The organism is Rathayibacter sp. PhB179, assembly GCF_004345345.1.
GTDB lineage: Bacteria > Actinomycetota > Actinomycetes > Actinomycetales > Microbacteriaceae > Rathayibacter > Rathayibacter festucae.
This window is the reverse complement of sequence record NZ_SLVD01000007.1, coordinates 54,253-70,714: the sequence shown is the minus strand read 5'-3', so window position 1 is coordinate 70,714 and position 16,462 is coordinate 54,253. Positions and strand designations below refer to the sequence as shown.

Genomic DNA, 16,462 nt, shown 5'->3' with positions numbered 1-16,462 from the left:
GTCGATCGGTGAGGCGCTCGGGCGCCGCGGCAGGGCAGAGGCTACTCCGCGAGGCTCGACGGCGCCTCAGGGGCGACGACCTCGGGCCTCCTGCGGCGCGCCCTCCCCCGGCGCGGGGGCAGAGCCAGGAGCAGCACGGCGAGCACGAGCACGACGATGCCGGCGACCGCGTCGGGCGTCAGCCGCTCGCCGAGCAGGGCGACGCCGAGGAGGGTCGCCGTCGCGGGCTCGACGAGGGTGAGCGTCGAGACCGTGGCGGCGGGCAGGAGGCGCAAGCCCCGCGCGAAGAAGGTGTAGGCGACCGCGACGGTCACCACGCCGAGCCAGAGCACGGCGGGGAGGGAGCCGGCGAGGCGTCCGGGGTCGCCGGCCAGCAGGACCGGCAGCGCGAGCAGCGCGGCGGTGCCGAACTGGGCGCCCATCGCGGCGGCCGGGCTGAAGCCGCGCTCGAGCAGCAGCTTGCCGCAGACGGCGTAGAGCGCGTAGGCGGCGCCGGCCCCGGCCGAGCCGGCGAGACCGAGCACGGAGACTCCGCCCGCGGCGCCACCGGTCAGCAGGCCGGCGAGCAGCACGACGCCGACCGCGGCGAGCGCCGTCGAGACGAACCAGCGCGGGCTCGGGGCGGAGCGCAGCAGGAGCCACTCGAGCAGTCCGGTGAAGGCGGGGGCGGAGCCGAGCGCGACGATCGTGCCGACCGCGACGCCGTTCTCGGCGGTGCCGGTGAAGAAGGCGGGCTGGTACGCGGCGACGCCGGCCGCACCGAGGAGGACGAGCAGCACCGTCGAGACGCGCGGCCTCCGGGCGGCGCGGCGGGGAGCGCGCGCCGTCTCGACGCCGAGCAGGACGGCCAGCAGCGCCCCGCCGAGCACGATCCGGGCGGCGCCGAGCAGCAGCGGATCGACGCCCTCGGCGCCGAGCGACTGCGCAGTGCCGGTGGTGCCGAAGCAGACCGCGGCGAGGAGGATCGCGGCGACCGCGGACCCGCGAGACCCCATCTCCGCCCCGTCCCGCGGCCGGGCGGCGCGCGGGCTCCAGTCTGGCAGCGGCGGACCTTCCGCCGTTCAGGTTCCGGGCCCAGGATGGCGGTACGGTCGAAGCGAAGGCGGGTGGAGCATGGGCATCGCGGAACCGTTCGACGTGGAGAGCTACCGTCGCAGCGCGCACGGCAGCCTCCGCGACCACTTCTCGATCCGCGAGTTCGAGGAGGCGCCGCTGGATCGCGAGGCGATCGTCGCGTCCGCCTACCTCCGCGCTCTCGAGCACGCGGCCGTCGTGCGGGTGCTGCCGCTTGCGCGGGCGCACCCCGATCCGCGGGTGCGGTCGTTCGCGACGACCTGGGCCGCCGAGCGGCACCGGATCGCCGATGCGCTCGGCGAGGTGCTGGCGGCCTCGCCGCGGATCCGCGGCGTCGAGACCGGCCCGGCCGAGCCCGTGGTCAGGAGCCGGGTGCTGCGCGACCGCTCGTCCCGGCTGCTCGCAGGGCCCATCGCCCTCGCGCTGGCGGTCGACGCGCAGATCGCCCTGCACGCCTACCGCCGCCTCGCGCGGCTGTCGCTGCACCCCGAGATGGAGCGCCTCGCCGAGACCGTCGCCGCGATCCTCGAGCGGCACGCCGACTTCTTCGGCGAGCTCGCGGCGGACACGATCGGCCGGCCGCTGCGCCGCCGGATCGTCGCCGCCGCCGTGCTCGCCGCCGTGCGGCTGCCGGTCGGCGAGGCGGCGCTGCCCGAGGAGCTGGCCCGCGAGGGACGCGAGCTGGTCTTCGGCCGCGACGACGGCGGACTCGACGGGATCGACGCGGGCGTCGTCGCGCTCTACGCGCTGCCCTGCACGGCAGCACGGCGACTGCTGCGGCCGCATCGGACGCTGCCGCTGCGCGCGGCGGTGCAGGCGGGGCGCGTCGGGGCCGATGTGGTCGCGGGAGTGCGGGAGCTGCGGTCGCTGGTCGCGGACTGAGCGGGTGGCGACCCTGAGAGCCGCGCTGCCCGAGGACGCCCTCCGCTCTAGGCGGATTCCCGCTGGACGAGGCTCACGGGCAGGATCCGCTGCCGGTCGACCTCGCGTCCCTGCAGGACGGCGACGACGGTCTCGGCGGCGATGCGGCCCATCTCCGCGAGGGGCTGGCGGATCGTCGTGATCGGCGGGTCCGTCGTGGTCGCGATGACGACGTCGTCGAAGCCCACGACCGAGACGTCCGTCGGCACGCGCCGCCCCGCGGCCCGGAGGACGTGGATCGCGCCGTGCGCCATCAGGTCGGAGGAGGCGAAGATCCCGTCGAGATCGGGGTAGCGCTGCAGGAGGCGCACCATCGCGGTCACGCCGCTCTCGACCGTGAACGCACCGTGCGCGAGGGGCGCGTAGTCGATGCCCAGGTGCTCCAGCTCGTCGCGCCAGCCGCGCAGCCGCTCACGGGCGGGCTTCATGTCGTGGGGGCCCGTGATGATGCCGAGTCGCCGACGGCCGGACTCGGCCAGCACTCGTGCGGCGAGCCTCCCTCCCCCGTAGTTGTCCGCATCGATCACGAGCGCGTCGTCCGCGAGGGCGACCCGCGGCCGTCCCACCCAGGCGATCGGCGCGGGAGAGTCGGCCAGCTCCTGGGTCACCTGGGTCATCTCGTTCTGCAGGATCACGATGGCCCCGTCGACCGCGCGCGTGCGGAGAAGCCGGGCGACGCGGCCCCTGTCGTCGTAGTCCGCGGGCAGCAGGACCGGCTGGACCCCCTGCGCGTGCAGGCTCGCCGCGGCGCCCTTCAGGACCGCCGTGAGGATCGTCCCGGGCAGGCGGTCGAGATCCTCGAAGGCGACGATCAGCGCGATCGAGCCCGCGCGTCCCCCGCGCAGCATGCGCGCGGCGCCGTTCGCCTCATAGCCCAGCTGCTTCGCGGCGCGCTCCACGGCGGCGGTCATGCCGGCGTCGACGTTGGTCCGGCCCGCGAGCACGCGCGCGGCGGTCGCGCGGGACACCCCCGCGATGCGCGCGACGTCCACCAGTGTCGGTTCAGCCATCGCCTGTCCTTCTGTCGAGGAGGAGCGGCCGCCACGGCGTCGCGGGAGCGCCAGGAGTCACCGTCCCGTGCTCCGAAGACACAGGATGTCAGAGTTCGGTCCGCGCACTGCCGGCTGCGATCGGGGGCTTGCGGGCGCAGCGGGACGCGGTCCCCGTGACGCCGGAGTCCCGATCCGCCGAAACACTCGTGTCACCTCCCTGGGGTACGGTGACCGCCGGGGTTCGCGAGGAGACGCATGCACAGGGCAGGACGGCTGGCACGGCGCCTCGGCGTCGGCGCCCTCGCCGCGCTCGTGCTGGTGGTCGGCGCCGGGATCCCCGTCTACGTGCTGCCCGCGATCGATCCGGTGCCGGAGCACGCCGACGCGGTGCTCGTCCTCGGGCCGCCCACCCGCGCGCGCACCGAGCTCGGCCGCGACCTCGTCGAGGCGGGAGTGGCCGACACCCTGGTGATCTCGGTCTGGGCCTCGGATCTGGCCGCGGCTCCGGGCGAGAACGACGTCGTGGCCTGCGACGAGCCGGACATGGACGTGATCTGCTTCACCGCCGAGCCCGGGACCACCCAGGGCGAGGCGCGCGCCCTGGCCGACGACGCGCGGGCGGACCACTGGGACAGCGTCGTCGTCATCACGCAGACCCCCCACATCGCCCGGGCGCGCCTGCTGCTCGGCCGCTGCTTCGACGGCGAGCTGTCGATGGTGTCCTCCGGCGAGCCGTACACGCTCGGCGACTGGGCCTACGAGTACGTCTACCAGACCGGGGCGTTCGTGAAGGCGCTCGCGGACCCGGCCTGCTGACCGGACCCGCACCGACCCGGGCCGCTCAGCCGAGCAGCTCGCGCACGTCCTCCGCGGTGATGCCGCCGGTCGCCGCCGCGCCGTCGTCGGACATGACGGCCGCGAACAGGGCGGCCTTCGCCTCCTTGAGCGCCATCACCTTCTCCTCGATGGTGTCCTTCGCGACGAGCCGGTAGACCATCACCGAGCGGGTCTGGCCGATGCGGTGCGCGCGGTCGACGGCCTGCGACTCCGTCGCCGGGTTCCACCACGGGTCGAGCAGGATGCAGTAGTCGGCCTCGGTGAGGTTGAGACCGAAGCCGCCCGCCTTCAGCGAGATGAGGAAGACGCCCGCCTCGCCGGAGCGGAAGCGGTCGATCACCTCGTCGCGCTTCTTGGTCGCGCCGTCGAGGTAGGCGTACTCGACGCCGGCCGCGTCGAGCCGGCCGCGCACCCGGCCGAGGAAGCGGGTGAACTGGCTGAAGACCAGCACCCGGTGCCCCTCGGCGAGCGCGTCGGCGAGGAGCTCGTCGAGCAGGTCGAGCTTGGTCGACGGCACCGTGGCGTGCGCCTCGTCGACCAGGGCCGCGTCGAGCGCGACCTGGCGGAGCACAGTGAGGGCGCGGAAGATCGCGAAGCGGTTCTTCTCGAAGTCGCCGATCAGGCCGAGCACCCGCTGCCGCTCGCGGGCGAGGTAGGTGTCGTAGACCTTGCGCTGGCGGGTGCCGAGCTCGACCTCGATGGTCTGCTCCTGCTTGGGCGGCAGCTCCGTGGCGACGAGCTCCTTGGTGCGGCGGAGCATCAGCGGGCGGATGCGGCGGCGCAGCTGGCTGAGCCGCTCGGTGTCGGCGTCGCGCTCGATCGGCTTCTGGTAGTACTCGGCGAAGCCGGCCGGCGAGGGGAAGAGGCCCGGAGCGACGATCGACAGCAGCGACCAGAGCTCCATCACGTTGTTCTCCATCGGCGTGCCCGTGATGGCGAGCTTGAACGGCACGTCGAGGCGCCGGGCGAGCTGGTGGGTGGCCGACTGGCGGTTCTTGACGAACTGCGCCTCGTCGAGCAGGAAGCCGGACCACTGGATCCCGGCGTAGGACTCGTAGTCGAGGCGGAAGAGGGCGTAGGAGGTGACGACCAGCTCGGCCTCGCCGATCATCGTCGACAGCGCCTTGCGCTTCTTCTTCGAGGTCTCGTCGATGCCGACCACGCGCAGGTCGGGGGCGAAGCGCTTGGCCTCGCCGACCCAGTTGGGCACGACGCTCGTCGGGGCGACGACGAGGAACGGGCGGGGCGAGGTGCCGGCGCTCGCGGCGGCCGCGCGCTGCTCCTGCATCACCCGGGTGACCAGCGCGAGCGACTGCACGGTCTTGCCGAGGCCCATGTCGTCGGCGAGGACGCCGCCGAGCTGGTTGTCGTAGAGGAAGGACAGCCAGTCGTAGCCGAGCTGCTGGTACGGCCGCAGCTCGACGGCGAAGCCCTCGGGCAGGGCGCGCGACTCGAGGGCGCCGGTCGCGGTGAAGCCGGAGAGGCCCTCGACCGAGCGGCGCCAGGCCGCGGCCTGCGCCTCGACGACGCCGAGCTCGACCAGCTCGTCCCAGAGCGAGGACTGGAAGCGGCTGATCCGCAGCGTCTCACTCGGGTCGTCCGAGAGCTCGCGCGCCTCGGCGATCAGCTCGCGGAGGCGGCCGAAGCGCTCGTCGTCCAGCGCGAAGTAGACGCCGCTCGGCAGCACCATGTACTCGTCGCCGCGGGCCAGGGCGAGGAAGATCTCGGCGAGTGGGACCGCCTGGTCGTTGACCGTGACCGAGATCTCGAGGTTGAACCAGTCGCGGCTGTCCGGCTGGGCGACCGTCTGCACGGCGACGACCGGGGCGGTCTCCGCCTCGCGGTACTCGACGCGCTGGCCGATCTCCTCGATCTCGACGGTGCCGAGCTCGCGCAGGCGCTCGACCTCGCCGGTGAGGAAGCCGACGGTCTGCATGCCGCGCAGGTCGAAGGTGGGGCGGAGGCGGCGGCTCGACGGGGAGACCAGGGCGGGGGTCGACTCCGGGTCGATGCCGGCGCCGCCGAGCGAGTCGAGGATCCGCTGCTCGGCCTCGGCGTCGCGGTAGCCGGACTCGTCGTCCAGGCGCAGCGGGAGGCGCTCGGCCTCGGTGCCGCGGCCGCCCTCGATGCCGTAGCGCCACCACCAGGAGCCACGGAGTCCCGCGCCCTCGGTGTGCTCGAGGGTGAGGCCGAGCCGCGGCTCGGGGACGGGCGGTGCCTCGAAGGAGCCGTCGCGCGAGACGATGTCGAAGAGGCGGTGCAGGCGCTGGTAGTGCTCGGTGAGGAACGCCGACTCCTCCTGCTCCGGGATGCGGATCGGCTCGTTGCTCCAGAGGAACGTGCGCGCGGAGGAGACCAGCGGCGCCGCGAACGGCACGAGCGTGACGGCCTTGCCGCGCAGCTCGTCGCCCTCGTCCCAGGTGTAGAGGCCGACGGCGGGGTCGCCGATGAAGCCGAAGTGCTCGGGCGCCGGGTGGTCGCCGATCGCGACGAGCGAGCGCAGCTCGAGGCCGGCCGGGGTGCGGGTGACGTCGATGGACGCCGTCGCGGTGGTGTCGAGGATCTTCAGCGGGGTCTGGTCGCGATCGCCCATGACCAGGCCGATGCCGGCGCGGACGGCGCCGTGCAGGGCCGCCCAGATCGCCTCGCTCCGGCACTGGTCGAGGTAGAGCCAGGTGTCGGGCGAGTAGTAGCTGGAGGCGCTGTGCCCGGAGAGCAGGCCCTGCATCTCGCGGACGACGTCGATCTGGCGCTCGTCGTAATCGTGGCTGTAGTGCAGGTAGCCGAGGTCGCGCCAGCTGGTGCCGGTGCGCACCCAGCGGTCGCGGTCGCCCATCCGGACCGGGCGGACGCCGAGGCGCGGGCGCGGCTCGGGCGGCGGACGGTAGCTGTTGTAGCGGCCGGGCGGGCGGCGCACGGGCTCGCCGGGGAGGAGCTCGAACTGGAGGCCGAGCGGGATGCCGGAGTGCGAGCGCTCGGCGCCCGCGAGCAGCGGCGCCAGGGCGCTGCGCCACTCCGGGACCGCGTCGACGGCGGCCTCGCCGGGGAACGGGCCGCTCAGGGCGCCCTCGCGCTCGCGGCGCAGCGCCTCGATCAGGACGGCGGCGACGTGCTTGCACTCGTGCTTGACCGGGCAGCTGCAGGCGCCGCCGAGGAGGATCGAGTGGTCGCCCTCGTCGCGCAGCTGCACGCTCACGGCGTAGGGCGAGCGGCCGGAGCCGCGGACCTGGCCGAAGAGCCGGGTGCGCCCGCCGAACCACTGCAGCTCGGCGACGCGGCCCTCGTCGGCGTAGGCGACGCCCTTGTCGAGGGCGGCGGTGCCGACGAGTCCCCGGATGTCCTGCTCGCTGAAGGGTTCGCGGCCCTCGGCCCCGGGCGCGGCCGAGGGGGGCAGCACCTCTTCGGGGGGACTCTGGCGGGCCATGGACCTCACGCTCTCCGCGCACCGACCGGAGCGCATCCGTCCATTCAACCCGATTCCGGAGGCGCCGGGAGCCGCGGGGCGGGATCCGCGCCCTCCGCGCCCGCTCCTACGATGGACGGATGCCCCGCCTGTCGATCGTCTCGGCGCACACCTCGCCCCTCGAGCAGCCCTCGACCGGCGACGCCGGCGGGATGAACGTGTACCTTGCCGGGGTGCTGCCCGAGCTCGCGGCGCTCGGCTGGGAGGTCACCGTGCTCACCCGCGGCGAGGGCGTGCGGCGGCTCGCGCCGGGGGTCTCGGTCGTCGGCGTGCCGGTCGAGGCGGCCGACAAGTACGCGCTGGCCGCCTCCGCGCCGGCGTTCGCCGAGGCCGCCGAGGGTGCGGACGTCGTGCACTCGCACTACTGGGTGTCGGGGCTGGCGGGGGCGCTGACCGGCGCTCCGCACGTGCACTCGATGCACTCGAACTCGCTGGCGAAGAACGTGCGGCTGGTGCCGGGCGACGTGCGGGAGCCGGAGGAGCGGATCCGCGCCGAGCGCTCGGTGCTGAGCTCGGCGGACGCGGTGGTGGTCGCGGGGGCGTCGGAGCGGTCGGACGTCGTGGACGGCTACGGGGTGGATCCGGCGCGCGTGCTGGTCGTGCCGCCGGGGGTCGATGCCCAGTTCTCGCCGGGGGCCGGCGAGCGCGCGCGGGAGATCGTGCTGCTCGGCCGGGTGCAGCCGCTGAAGGGGCAGCTGCTGGCGGTGCAGGCGCTGGCGCGCATCCCGGTCGGCGAGCGGCCGCTGCTGCGGCTGGCGGGCGGGCCGGCGCCGGGACGCGAGGGGTACCTGGAGGAGGTGCGCGCGGCGGCGCAGGAGCTCGGCGTGGACGAGTGGGTGCGCTTCGAGGGCGTGGCAGACCGGGAGACGGCGGCGGCGCTGCTGCGCGGGGCGCGGCTCGCGCTGGTGCCGTCGGCGGCGGAGACGTTCGGGCTGATCGCGCTCGAGGCGGCGGCGAGTGCGACGCCGGTGCTCGCGCGGCGGACGACCGGGCTGGTCGACGCGGTGCGCGACGGCGAGAGCGGCGTGCTCATCGACTCCGGCGACCCGGCGGTGTGGGCGGCGGAGATCCGCCGGCTGCTCGCCGACGACGCCGAGCGCGCGCGTCTCGGCCGCGGCGGCGTGCAGTGGGCGGCGGCCCACACCTGGGCGGCCGCGGCGGCGCGCCTGGACGCGCTCTACCGCGGGCTGCTGCGAACACGCTGACGCCGACACGCGGATCGAGCAGCCCTCGCAGAGGGCGTATCGAGATCCACCGTCGTCCGGTGCGCGGGTCTCGATACGCCGCGATGCGGCTACTCGACCACCATAGGGGCGCCGCTGCGCGGCTCCTCCGCAGGCGGTCAGTCGGCGATGGCCGGGGTGCCCGGGTCGAAGTGGGCGCCGCGGGTGGAGCGGTACCAGGGGGCGAGGCGGTCGGGCGAGACGGCGACCATGGCGGCGCCGGTGAAGCCGGCGTCGTTGCCGAAGCGGGCGGAGACGATCTCGGTGCCGAGGTCGAGGAAGCGGGCGAACTCGTCGAAGACGTGCGCGGCCGCTCCGCCGATCACGAACAGCTGCGGTGAGAGCAGCATCTCGAGGTGCCGGTAGTAGACGTTGAGGCGGCCCGCCCACTCCTCGAGGGTGATGCCCTCGCGGCGGACAGCGGAGAAGCCGACGCGCGGCTCGAAGTCGGGGCCGTCGATGTGCACGTGGCCGAGCTCGGAGTTGGGGATGACCTCGCCCTCGTAGACCAGCGCGGTGCCGATCCCGGTGCCGAGCGTGGTGAGCAGGCAGAGGCCCTCGCGGTCGCGCATCGCGCCGAACTCGCGCTCGGCGACCCCTGCGGCGTCCGCGTCGTTGACGACGACGACGTCGACACCGGTCGCCTCGGACAGCAGGGCCTGCGCGTCGATCCCGACCCAGCGCTGCGAGACGTGGGTGGTCTGCCGCACGATGCCGCCGCGGACGATGCCGGGGAAGCCGACGCCGACGGGCGTGCCGGCGATCGGCGAGACGTCGCGGACGATGCCGGCGATGGCCGCGGCGAAGTCCTCGGGCTCCTTGCCGACGGGGTTCGCGACGGCGAAGCGGCGGGCGGCGCGCTCGCCGGTGGTCACGTCGACGAGGGAGGCCTTGATCGAGGTGCCGCCGATGTCGACGCCGACGGCGAAGCGCGGGAGGAGGCCGTCCTGGGGCTGGGTCACGGATGCTCCGTCTGGGAAGTGGTGGCGAGGGCTGACCTCGGGCTCGCGGGAACGCGCACGGCTCGCCGGATCACAGGATCCCGACGAGCATTGGACGAGTCTACGAGCCGGAGGTCCGAGCGGGCTCGGAGGTGGCGTCGAGGCCGTCCAGGAGGTAGGCGATCACCGGCTCGTAGAGGTGCACGGCGAGGCCGTCGTCGATCGGGACGACCACCTCGATCGAGCCCTGCGCCTCGGCGACGAAGACGGCGGGGTCGTTGCAGTCGGCGATCGCGATCGTCGGGAGGCCGCGCCGCCCGGAGGCGCCCGCCCAGCCGTGGTCGGCGACGACGAGGTCGGGGCGGATGCCGAGCGCCTCGAGCTCGTCGAGGAGGGCGTTCATCGGCTCGGCCGAGTGGGTGTGCTGGAGGCTGCCGCCGCGGTAGGCGCAGGTGACGCCGCCCGTGCACCAGAGCCGCTGGTGCTCGTCGGCCAAGCTGACCCGGATGCCGTCGGGGCGGGCGAACGGGAGGGCGTTCACGTCGATCACGCGGGCGCCCGCCGCCGTCGCGGCCGCGGCGAGCCGGCGGTAGACGTCCAGCAGGGTCGCGGGGTGCGCGGTGGCGAAGAGGATCAGCGCGCCCTCGCGGACGGCGCGGGCGAAGCGGTCGCGATAGGCGTCGAGCGCGGCGACGGTGAGGGCGGCGTCGATGCGGTCCTGGCCGTGCTCGAACGCGGGGTCGGTGCTGATGCCGACCCGCTCCCCCATCAGGGCGAGCAGGCTCTCGACGTCCCAGTGCTCGGCGACGTCGACACCGTAGAGGTGGGCGGGCTCGCGGGCGGCCAGGCGGCGGAGGTTGCCGAGGTTGCTCGCGCGGCCGGTGAGGACGGCGCCGGTGAGGAGCGACTCGTCGAGGATCGCGGCGAGCGCGGCGGCGGACAGCGGCATGCGGAGGGGCCTTCCGGTGGGGGTCCCTCGAGCGTAGTTCGAAACTCGTGCTTGACGAGTGACAGTCGCCGATATATCGTTACTACATCGCCGACAGATCGTGAGCACTCGCTCCGACGGGCGAGACGGATTTCGAGAGGAATCCCCTGACACGAGAAGAGACACCATGAACACCAGGAACTCCTTCCACGACCACAGCGACCGCTTCGACCGCTCGCACGGCGACCACGACCACGGCCACGGCCACGGCGGCCACGACCAGCCCGGCCGCCGCGAGCGCCGCGGCCCCGGCGGACACGGCCGCGGCTTCGGTCCCGGCTTCGGCTTCGGCCCGGGCTTCGGCGGCTTCGGCCCCGGCTTCGGCGGCCCCGGCTTCGGCCGCGGCGGAGGCCGGGCTCGTCGCGGTGACGTCCGCGCCGCCCTGCTCTCCCTCCTCGCCGAGAAGTCCTCGAACGGCTACGGCCTGATCAAGGCGATCGCCGAGAAGACCAACGGCTCGTGGCGCCCCAGCCCCGGCTCGGTCTACCCCACGCTCCAGCAGCTCGTCGACGAGGGCCTCATCACGGCCGTCGGCGAGGGCCGCGGCACCGAGTACCAGCTCACCGACGCGGGCGGCACCTACGTGCGCGAGCACGCCGACGAGCTCGCCGCCGCCTGGGAGGCCACTCCCGGAGCGAGCGACGCGGACCGCGAGTTCGTCGAGAACATCGGCAAGCTGATGGGCGTCGTTCAGCAGTTCCGCGGGGCCTCGGAGGCGCAGCGCGCCGCCGCCTCCGCGAAGCTCGACGAGACCCGCCGCGCGCTGTACCTGATCCTCGCGGACTGACGAGGCTCGGCCGCCGGCGTGCCGGTCGAGCGGCCCTGCCTCATGCTGATCGAGCAGTCCCGCCTCATGGTGGTCGAGCAGCCCCGCAGGGGCGTATCGAGACCCGGCGTTGTCAGAAGGGCGGGTCTGCAGACTCGACTTCTAGCGGTGGTGGATCTCGATACGCCCGCTGCGCGGGCTACTCGATCAGCAGGGAGAAGGCCACCGCATTCCGATGGACGCCCCTCGCGCACTCGCGCGGGGGGCGTTCGGCGTGTCAGCGGTAGGAGGCGGCCAGGCGGGCGAGGCCCTCGTCGAGGGTCACCGCGGGCGTCCAGTGCAGGTCGGCGCGGGTCGCGCGCTGGTCGAACCAGTGCGCGGTCGAGAGCTGCTCGGCGAGGAAGCGGGTCATCGGCGGCTCGTCCTCCCCCGGGCGCACCGCCCAGACGCGCTCGACGAGCGAGCCGGCGGCGCGCGCGACGCCCGCGGGCACCGACCAGCTCGGCGGCTGCACGCCGGCGGCGCGGCAGATCCCGGCGAGCAGCTCGGCCACCGGCCGCGGCTCGCCGTTGGTGACCACGTACGCCCGGCCGTGCACCGCCTCCGCCCGGCCGAGGGCGGCGACGATCGCCGAGGCGGCGTTGTCGATGTAGGTGGAGTCGATGAGCGCCTGGCCGTCGCCGAGCAGCGGCAGCCGGCCCGTGCGGGCGCGCTCGACGATGCGGGCCACGAGCTGCGTGTCGCCCGGCCCCCAGACCAGGTGCGGGCGGACCGCGACCACGGCGAGGCCCGGCGCGTCCGCCGCCAGCGCGAGCAGCTCGGCCCGCGCCTTCGTGCGGGCGTAGTCGCCGCGGGCGCGCTCGGGATCGGCGGGCTCGGCGCCATCGCCGATGATCGAGGCGCCGGAGTGCGCGACGGACGGCGACGACACCTGGACGAAGCTCTGGACACCCGCCTGCGCGGCGGCAGTCAGCAGCCCCCGCGTGCCGTCGACGTTCACCCGGACGAAGTCGGCGGGATCCCCGGCGAGCGAGACCTTCGCCGCGAGGTGCACCACGCCCTCGCAGCCCTCGACCGCGGCTTCGACGGCGCCCGCGTCGGCCAGCGAGCCGCGGACGTCCTCCACCCCGCTCACTCCCGAGGGACGGCGCTGGAACGTGCGGACCTCGTGCCCCTCCGCGACGAGCCCCGCCGCGACGGCGCCGCCGAGCAGCCCGCTGGCGCCGGTGACGAGGACCCTCACGGCGCGACCATCCGGCCGCCGGCGAGGATCGATTCCGCCCAGCGCGCGAGCGCGGCCCGGTCGATCTTGGAGTTGTGCCGGATGTCGGTGGGCAGCGCCGGCACGACGAGCACGGCTGCGACCGGTGCGCCGACGGCCGCGCGGACCTCGGCGGCGAGCTCCTCGGACGCGAGCTGCGTGCGGCGGGCACCCTCGTGCCGCTCGACGACGGCGACGAGCTGCGCGACTCCGCGGGGCCCGACGCCGACGATCGCGGCGCGGGAGACGGCGGCGACGCGCGCCTCGATCCGCTGCTCCGGCCCGACGGGCGTGACGACGCCGTCGGCCGTGACGATCACGTGCGGCAGCCGGCCCTCGACCCAGAGCCGGCCGTCGGCGTCGATCCGCCCGACGTCGCCCGTGCGGTGCCAGCGCTCGCCCGGGACGGCGCCGCGGCGCGCGGCGCGGTCGGTCAGCCAGAGCCGCTCGTAGTGGTCCTCGACGTGCCCGGCGGAGACGACGATCTCGCCGGTGACACCGACGAGCTCGGCCGGCTCGGCGGCCGCCTGTCCGTCGTCGTCGAGCGGCGCGATCCGGAGGCGGACACCCGCGGCCGGGACCCCGACGCAGACTCCCCCGCGCGGATCGTCGTCGGCGGCGGCCGCGCGGATGCCCTCGAGCGACGCGTCGGTCAGCAGCAGGCCCTCCGTCATCCCGTAGGGCGTGCGGGCCGAGGCGTTCGGCATCAGCGCCTGCGCCTGCGCCAGCAGGCCCTCGGCGACGGGCGCGCCGGCCGAGAGGAAGGTGCGGACGCCGGCGAGCGCGCGGTGGTCGTCGGCGTCGAGGTCGCCCGCGGTGGCGACCACGTTGGCGAGCGCGGCGGGCGAGAGGAAGAGGACGGTGGCGTCGACGCGCGACGCCGCGGCGGCCACTGCCCGCGCGGTGAGCGTCCGCGGCGAGGTGACGTCCATGTCCGGCGTCGCGGAGCGGGTGCCGAGCGCCGGGCCGAGGAGGGCGAACGGCGCGAAGCCGGCGACGAGTCCGGTCCCCGGTCCGATGCCGTACTGGCGGGCCAGGGCGTCGCGGACGCCGGCGAGCTGGCGGTGCGTATAGACGACGCCCTTCGCGGGTCCGGTCGATCCGGAGGTGAAGAGGATCGCGGCGGTCGCGTCGGCCGCGGGAGCCTCGCCGAGCGCGTCGGCGGAGGCTTCCAGCTCCGCGCGGCCGAGCTCGATCAGCTGCCCGAGCGAGGTGTCCACGCCGAGCGCGCGGGCGGAGGCGCGCGGCAGGGTCTGCGTGGAGACTCGGCCGCCCGGCCAGCAGAGCGCGCGGGCCACGGCGAGCCCGGGCAGCGCGCCGACGACGAGGTCCGGCCAGGCACCGCGGACGGCGCGGGTCAGCCCGCGCAGGCCCAGGCCCGCGTCGGCGACCACCACGACGGCGCCGATCCGCAGGCAGGCGTAGAGCAGGGCGGTGAGATCGGCGCCGGGCGGCACGAGCAGCGAGACGCGGTCGCCCGGCGCGACGCCCGAGGCGCGGAGCCCCGCGGCCAGCTCGCGGACCCGCTGCGAGAGCAGCCGCCAGGACACCGAGCGCGGGCCGCCTCCCCCGGGCGGCGCCATCTCGACCAGCGCGAGCGAGTCGTCCTCGACGCGCTCGTCCAGGTGCCGCCAGAGCGGCTCGATCGGCACGGTCGGGCGCTGCACGTCGGGGGCCTGGACGCCGGCGGTGACGTCGCCGAGCCAGGTGAGCACCGCGGCGGAGTAGTCGACGTCCTCCGCGAGCAGGTGGCCGGTGCCCTCGAAGCGGTGCACCTGCGCGTGCGGGAGGCGGTCGACGAGGTCGTCGAGGTAGCGGTCCGAGAAGATCGGGTCCAGCGGGCCCCAGAGCAGCAGTGCCGGGGTCTCCAGCGCGCGGACGCCCGCGGCGATCCGCTCCAGCTCGGCGTGGCTCGGGTGCGCGGGGCCGACCGGGATGTCGGCGACGAACCCGCCGACGCCGCCCCGTCGCTCCGCCGAGCGGTAAGGCGCGCGGTAGCCGTCCTTGACCGCGGCCGGGATCGCCGGGTGCCCGAGGGCGAGCGTCGTCTCGAGGAACGCGGGCGTGCCGACGGTCGAGGCGCCGAGGACGCCGGAGGCGAGCGCGAGCCGCAGCGGCGCGGGGATCGGCGCGTCGGCCGGCTGGTGGATCGCGGTGTTGAGCAGCATCGTGCCGCGCAGCAGCTCGGGGTGGTCGACCGCCCAGCCGAGCGAGACGACTCCGCCCCAGTCGTGGCCGAGGGTGACGACGTCGGTCAGGCCGAGGACGTCGGTGAGGTTCGACAGCTCGCGCACGCGGTCGGCGAGGGCGTGCAGCTCGCCGGTGCGCTCGGAGAAGCCCATCTCGAGCTGGTCGACGGCGACGACGCGCCAGGCCGGCTCGCCGCGGCGGGCGGCCGCGACGGTGGCGGCGGCGAGGGCGCGCCAGAGGTAGGACCAGGTCGGGTTGCCGTGCACGCAGAGGATCGTGCCGAGCGGCTCGACGCCGCCCAGCGCCTCGTGCGTGTCGAGCAGATGCCAGCGGCGCGGGACGCCGTGCGCGTCGGGCGCGTCGACGAGGCGCGACCAGGACGGATCGAGGCCGTCCAGTCCCGCCGGCGGCAGCTCCGCCGCCGAGGTCGAGCCGAGTGCGCGGCGGATCCTGGCGGCCGGGTGCCGGCCGGCGGCGGCGCTCACCAGGCGATCTCGAGCATCGCGGTGTTGATGCCGGAGCCGACGCCCAGCAGCAGGACGCGGTGGCCCGGCTCGAGGGTCTTCGACTCCTGCGCGAGGGTGATCGGGATCGACGCGGGGCCGACGTTGCCGAGGGTCGGGTAGGTGGTGGGCACCAGCTCGGGGTCGATGCCGACGGCCTTCACGAAGGCGTTGGTGTGCACGTCCGACACCTGATGCATGATGTAGCGGTCCATCCCGCCCCAGCTCCAGTCGCGCTTCGCCTCCTTCCAGGCGGAGACGACGAGCTCCATGCCGCCCTTGAGCAGCGCCTTCGCGTCGGTGAACATCCCGTCGACGCTGCCGACGCAGAGCTCGTTGAACTGGGTGGCCGCGCGGGTGATGCCGCCGAGGATCCGGTGGCCCTTGGGGTGCTCGTCGGCCGGGCCGAGGATCGCGGCCGCGGCGCCGGACCCGAGGGTCAGGCTCGCGAACTCGCTCATGAAGTCCTTGCGCTTGATGCCCTCGCGGCTGAGGCGCTCGATGGTGTTGACCTGGATCTCGTCGGCGTCCTCGCCGTCGATGATCATCGCGTACTTGATCTGGCCGGAGTCGATCAGCTGGGCCGCGAGCGTCATGCCGTTGACGAAGCCGAGGCAGGCGTTCGCGATGTCGAAGTTGATCGCGGAGGAGGGCAGGCCGAGCCCGTGGTGCAGGCGCACGGCGACCGAGGGCTCGAGGTGCTTGCGGGTGACCGAGGTGTTGATGATCAGCCCGATCTGGTCGGGCCGGATGCCGGCCTCGGCCAGCGCGCGCTTGCCCGCCTCGATCGCGGCCCCGTCGAAGCCCTGCTCGGGGCCCCAGTTGCGCCGCTCCTGCACGCCGGCGACGCGCTGGAGGAGTCCGGTGGGGAGTCGCAGCCGCTTCAGCGCCGGCGCCAGTCGCGCGTCGATCTCTTCCGACGTGGTCACCCGGGGGGCCATCGTGGTTGCGACGGACAGCAATGCGACGTTGCGGTGCGTGGTCGTTGCGTTTCCGTCCAACGGAACTCCCTATCGAGTTGTCGATCTCGGCATGTGCCCCCGTGATTTTACGCTGTCGTTCACCCGACGCTTGCTGGACGCGGGCTGGACGGCGGCGACATGCACACTCTGGGGGCCTTCTGCGCGCGCTGGCGCGGAATCGCGCGCGTTCTCGCGGGTGCTCTCCGGGTGGCCACAGGCGACCCTCCGGTGTCAACCACCCGGCGCTCGGCGCACCTCCGGCTCGCGGAAACGGCTTCGGCTCGCGGAAACAGGCGGATTCGACGAGCCGGACCTGAGATCGCGAGCCGGACGTGACGGCC

12 protein-coding genes are annotated in these 16,462 nt (G+C 74.7%); 4 read left to right on the top strand and 8 right to left on the bottom strand.

Annotation, left to right across the window (positions count from 1 at the left end; all coding sequences use genetic code 11):
• Positions 1 to 41: 41 nt before the first annotated feature.
• Positions 42 to 995 carry an EamA family transporter gene (locus EDF43_RS14760; RefSeq protein ID WP_132437504.1) on the bottom strand — a complete coding sequence of 318 codons (954 nt, stop codon included), beginning with the start codon at positions 993 to 995 and terminating at the stop codon, positions 42 to 44.
• Between the two features lie 118 nt (positions 996 to 1,113).
• Between EDF43_RS14760 and EDF43_RS14755 the strand changes: the two genes are divergently transcribed.
• Positions 1,114 to 1,956, top strand: a complete 843-nt coding sequence (locus tag EDF43_RS14755; RefSeq protein ID WP_132437503.1) for a ferritin-like domain-containing protein — start codon at positions 1,114 to 1,116, stop codon at positions 1,954 to 1,956.
• Between the two features lie 47 nt (positions 1,957 to 2,003).
• Here EDF43_RS14755 and EDF43_RS14750 read toward each other — a convergent pair whose 3' ends face one another.
• A complete protein-coding gene (locus EDF43_RS14750; protein WP_127887452.1) occupies positions 2,004 to 3,005 on the bottom strand; it encodes a LacI family DNA-binding transcriptional regulator in 1,002 nt (333 codons plus the stop codon).
• 237 nt (positions 3,006 to 3,242) lie between these two features.
• On the opposite strand from EDF43_RS14750, the gene EDF43_RS14745 reads away from it, so the two are divergent.
• Entirely contained in the window at positions 3,243 to 3,803 is a 561-nt protein-coding gene (locus EDF43_RS14745) for a hypothetical protein (protein ID WP_132437502.1), read from the top strand.
• A 25-nt stretch (positions 3,804 to 3,828) separates the two neighbouring features.
• On the opposite strand, the gene EDF43_RS14740 is transcribed toward EDF43_RS14745, so the two are convergent.
• A complete protein-coding gene (locus tag EDF43_RS14740; protein ID WP_165909130.1) occupies positions 3,829 to 7,248 on the bottom strand; it encodes a DEAD/DEAH box helicase in 3,420 nt (1,139 codons plus the stop codon).
• 119 nt (positions 7,249 to 7,367) lie between these two features.
• On the opposite strand from EDF43_RS14740, the gene EDF43_RS14735 reads away from it, so the two are divergent.
• Complete coding sequence (locus EDF43_RS14735; RefSeq protein ID WP_132437500.1) at positions 7,368 to 8,492, top strand: glycosyltransferase; 1,125 nt, start codon at positions 7,368 to 7,370, stop codon at positions 8,490 to 8,492.
• A 137-nt stretch (positions 8,493 to 8,629) separates the two neighbouring features.
• Here EDF43_RS14735 and EDF43_RS14730 read toward each other — a convergent pair whose 3' ends face one another.
• Both EDF43_RS14730 and EDF43_RS14725 read right to left on the bottom strand, forming a co-directional pair.
• Complete coding sequence (locus EDF43_RS14730) at positions 8,630 to 9,472, bottom strand: ROK family protein (protein WP_123446641.1); 843 nt, start codon at positions 9,470 to 9,472, stop codon at positions 8,630 to 8,632.
• Positions 9,473 to 9,572: 100 nt separating this feature from the next.
• Positions 9,573 to 10,400 carry a phosphatase gene (locus EDF43_RS14725; RefSeq protein ID WP_132437499.1) on the bottom strand — a complete coding sequence of 276 codons (828 nt, stop codon included), beginning with the start codon at positions 10,398 to 10,400 and terminating at the stop codon, positions 9,573 to 9,575.
• 166 nt (positions 10,401 to 10,566) lie between these two features.
• Here EDF43_RS14725 and EDF43_RS14720 point away from each other — a divergent pair, with 166 nt between their 5' ends.
• Positions 10,567 to 11,226, top strand: coding sequence for a PadR family transcriptional regulator (locus EDF43_RS14720; RefSeq protein WP_132437498.1), 660 nt, complete (start codon positions 10,567 to 10,569; stop codon positions 11,224 to 11,226).
• 256 nt (positions 11,227 to 11,482) lie between these two features.
• Here the strand turns inward: EDF43_RS14720 and EDF43_RS14715 are convergent, their stop codons facing one another.
• The 3 genes from EDF43_RS14715 to EDF43_RS14705 are packed head-to-tail and all read right to left on the bottom strand — an operon-like array spanning position 11,483 to position 16,160.
• Complete coding sequence (locus EDF43_RS14715) at positions 11,483 to 12,448, bottom strand: NAD-dependent epimerase/dehydratase family protein (RefSeq protein WP_132437497.1); 966 nt, start codon at positions 12,446 to 12,448, stop codon at positions 11,483 to 11,485.
• Entirely contained in the window at positions 12,445 to 15,141 is a 2,697-nt protein-coding gene (locus EDF43_RS14710) for an alpha/beta fold hydrolase (protein ID WP_243646328.1), read from the bottom strand. The genes EDF43_RS14715 and EDF43_RS14710 overlap by 4 nt, the downstream gene beginning before the upstream one ends.
• A complete protein-coding gene (locus EDF43_RS14705; protein WP_123446645.1) occupies positions 15,138 to 16,160 on the bottom strand; it encodes a 3-oxoacyl-ACP synthase III in 1,023 nt (340 codons plus the stop codon). The genes EDF43_RS14710 and EDF43_RS14705 overlap by 4 nt, the downstream gene beginning before the upstream one ends.
• Positions 16,161 to 16,462: the final 302 nt, after the last annotated feature.

Excerpts from the sequence above, each read along its gene's own strand:
- EDF43_RS14755 (WP_132437503.1), top strand. The coding sequence starts at position 1,114 with ATGGGCATCGCGGAACCGTTCGACGTGGAGAGCTACCGTCGCAGCGCG.
- EDF43_RS14740 (WP_165909130.1), bottom strand. The coding sequence starts at position 7,248 with ATGGCCCGCCAGAGTCCCCCCGAAGAGGTGCTGCCCCCCTCGGCCGCG.
- EDF43_RS14735 (WP_132437500.1), top strand. The coding sequence starts at position 7,368 with ATGCCCCGCCTGTCGATCGTCTCGGCGCACACCTCGCCCCTCGAGCAG.
- EDF43_RS14760 (WP_132437504.1), bottom strand. The coding sequence starts at position 995 with ATGGGGTCTCGCGGGTCCGCGGTCGCCGCGATCCTCCTCGCCGCGGTC.
- EDF43_RS14745 (WP_132437502.1), top strand. The coding sequence starts at position 3,243 with ATGCACAGGGCAGGACGGCTGGCACGGCGCCTCGGCGTCGGCGCCCTC.
- EDF43_RS14725 (WP_132437499.1), bottom strand. The coding sequence starts at position 10,400 with ATGCCGCTGTCCGCCGCCGCGCTCGCCGCGATCCTCGACGAGTCGCTC.
- EDF43_RS14750 (WP_127887452.1), bottom strand. The coding sequence starts at position 3,005 with ATGGCTGAACCGACACTGGTGGACGTCGCGCGCATCGCGGGGGTGTCC.
- EDF43_RS14720 (WP_132437498.1), top strand. The coding sequence starts at position 10,567 with ATGAACACCAGGAACTCCTTCCACGACCACAGCGACCGCTTCGACCGC.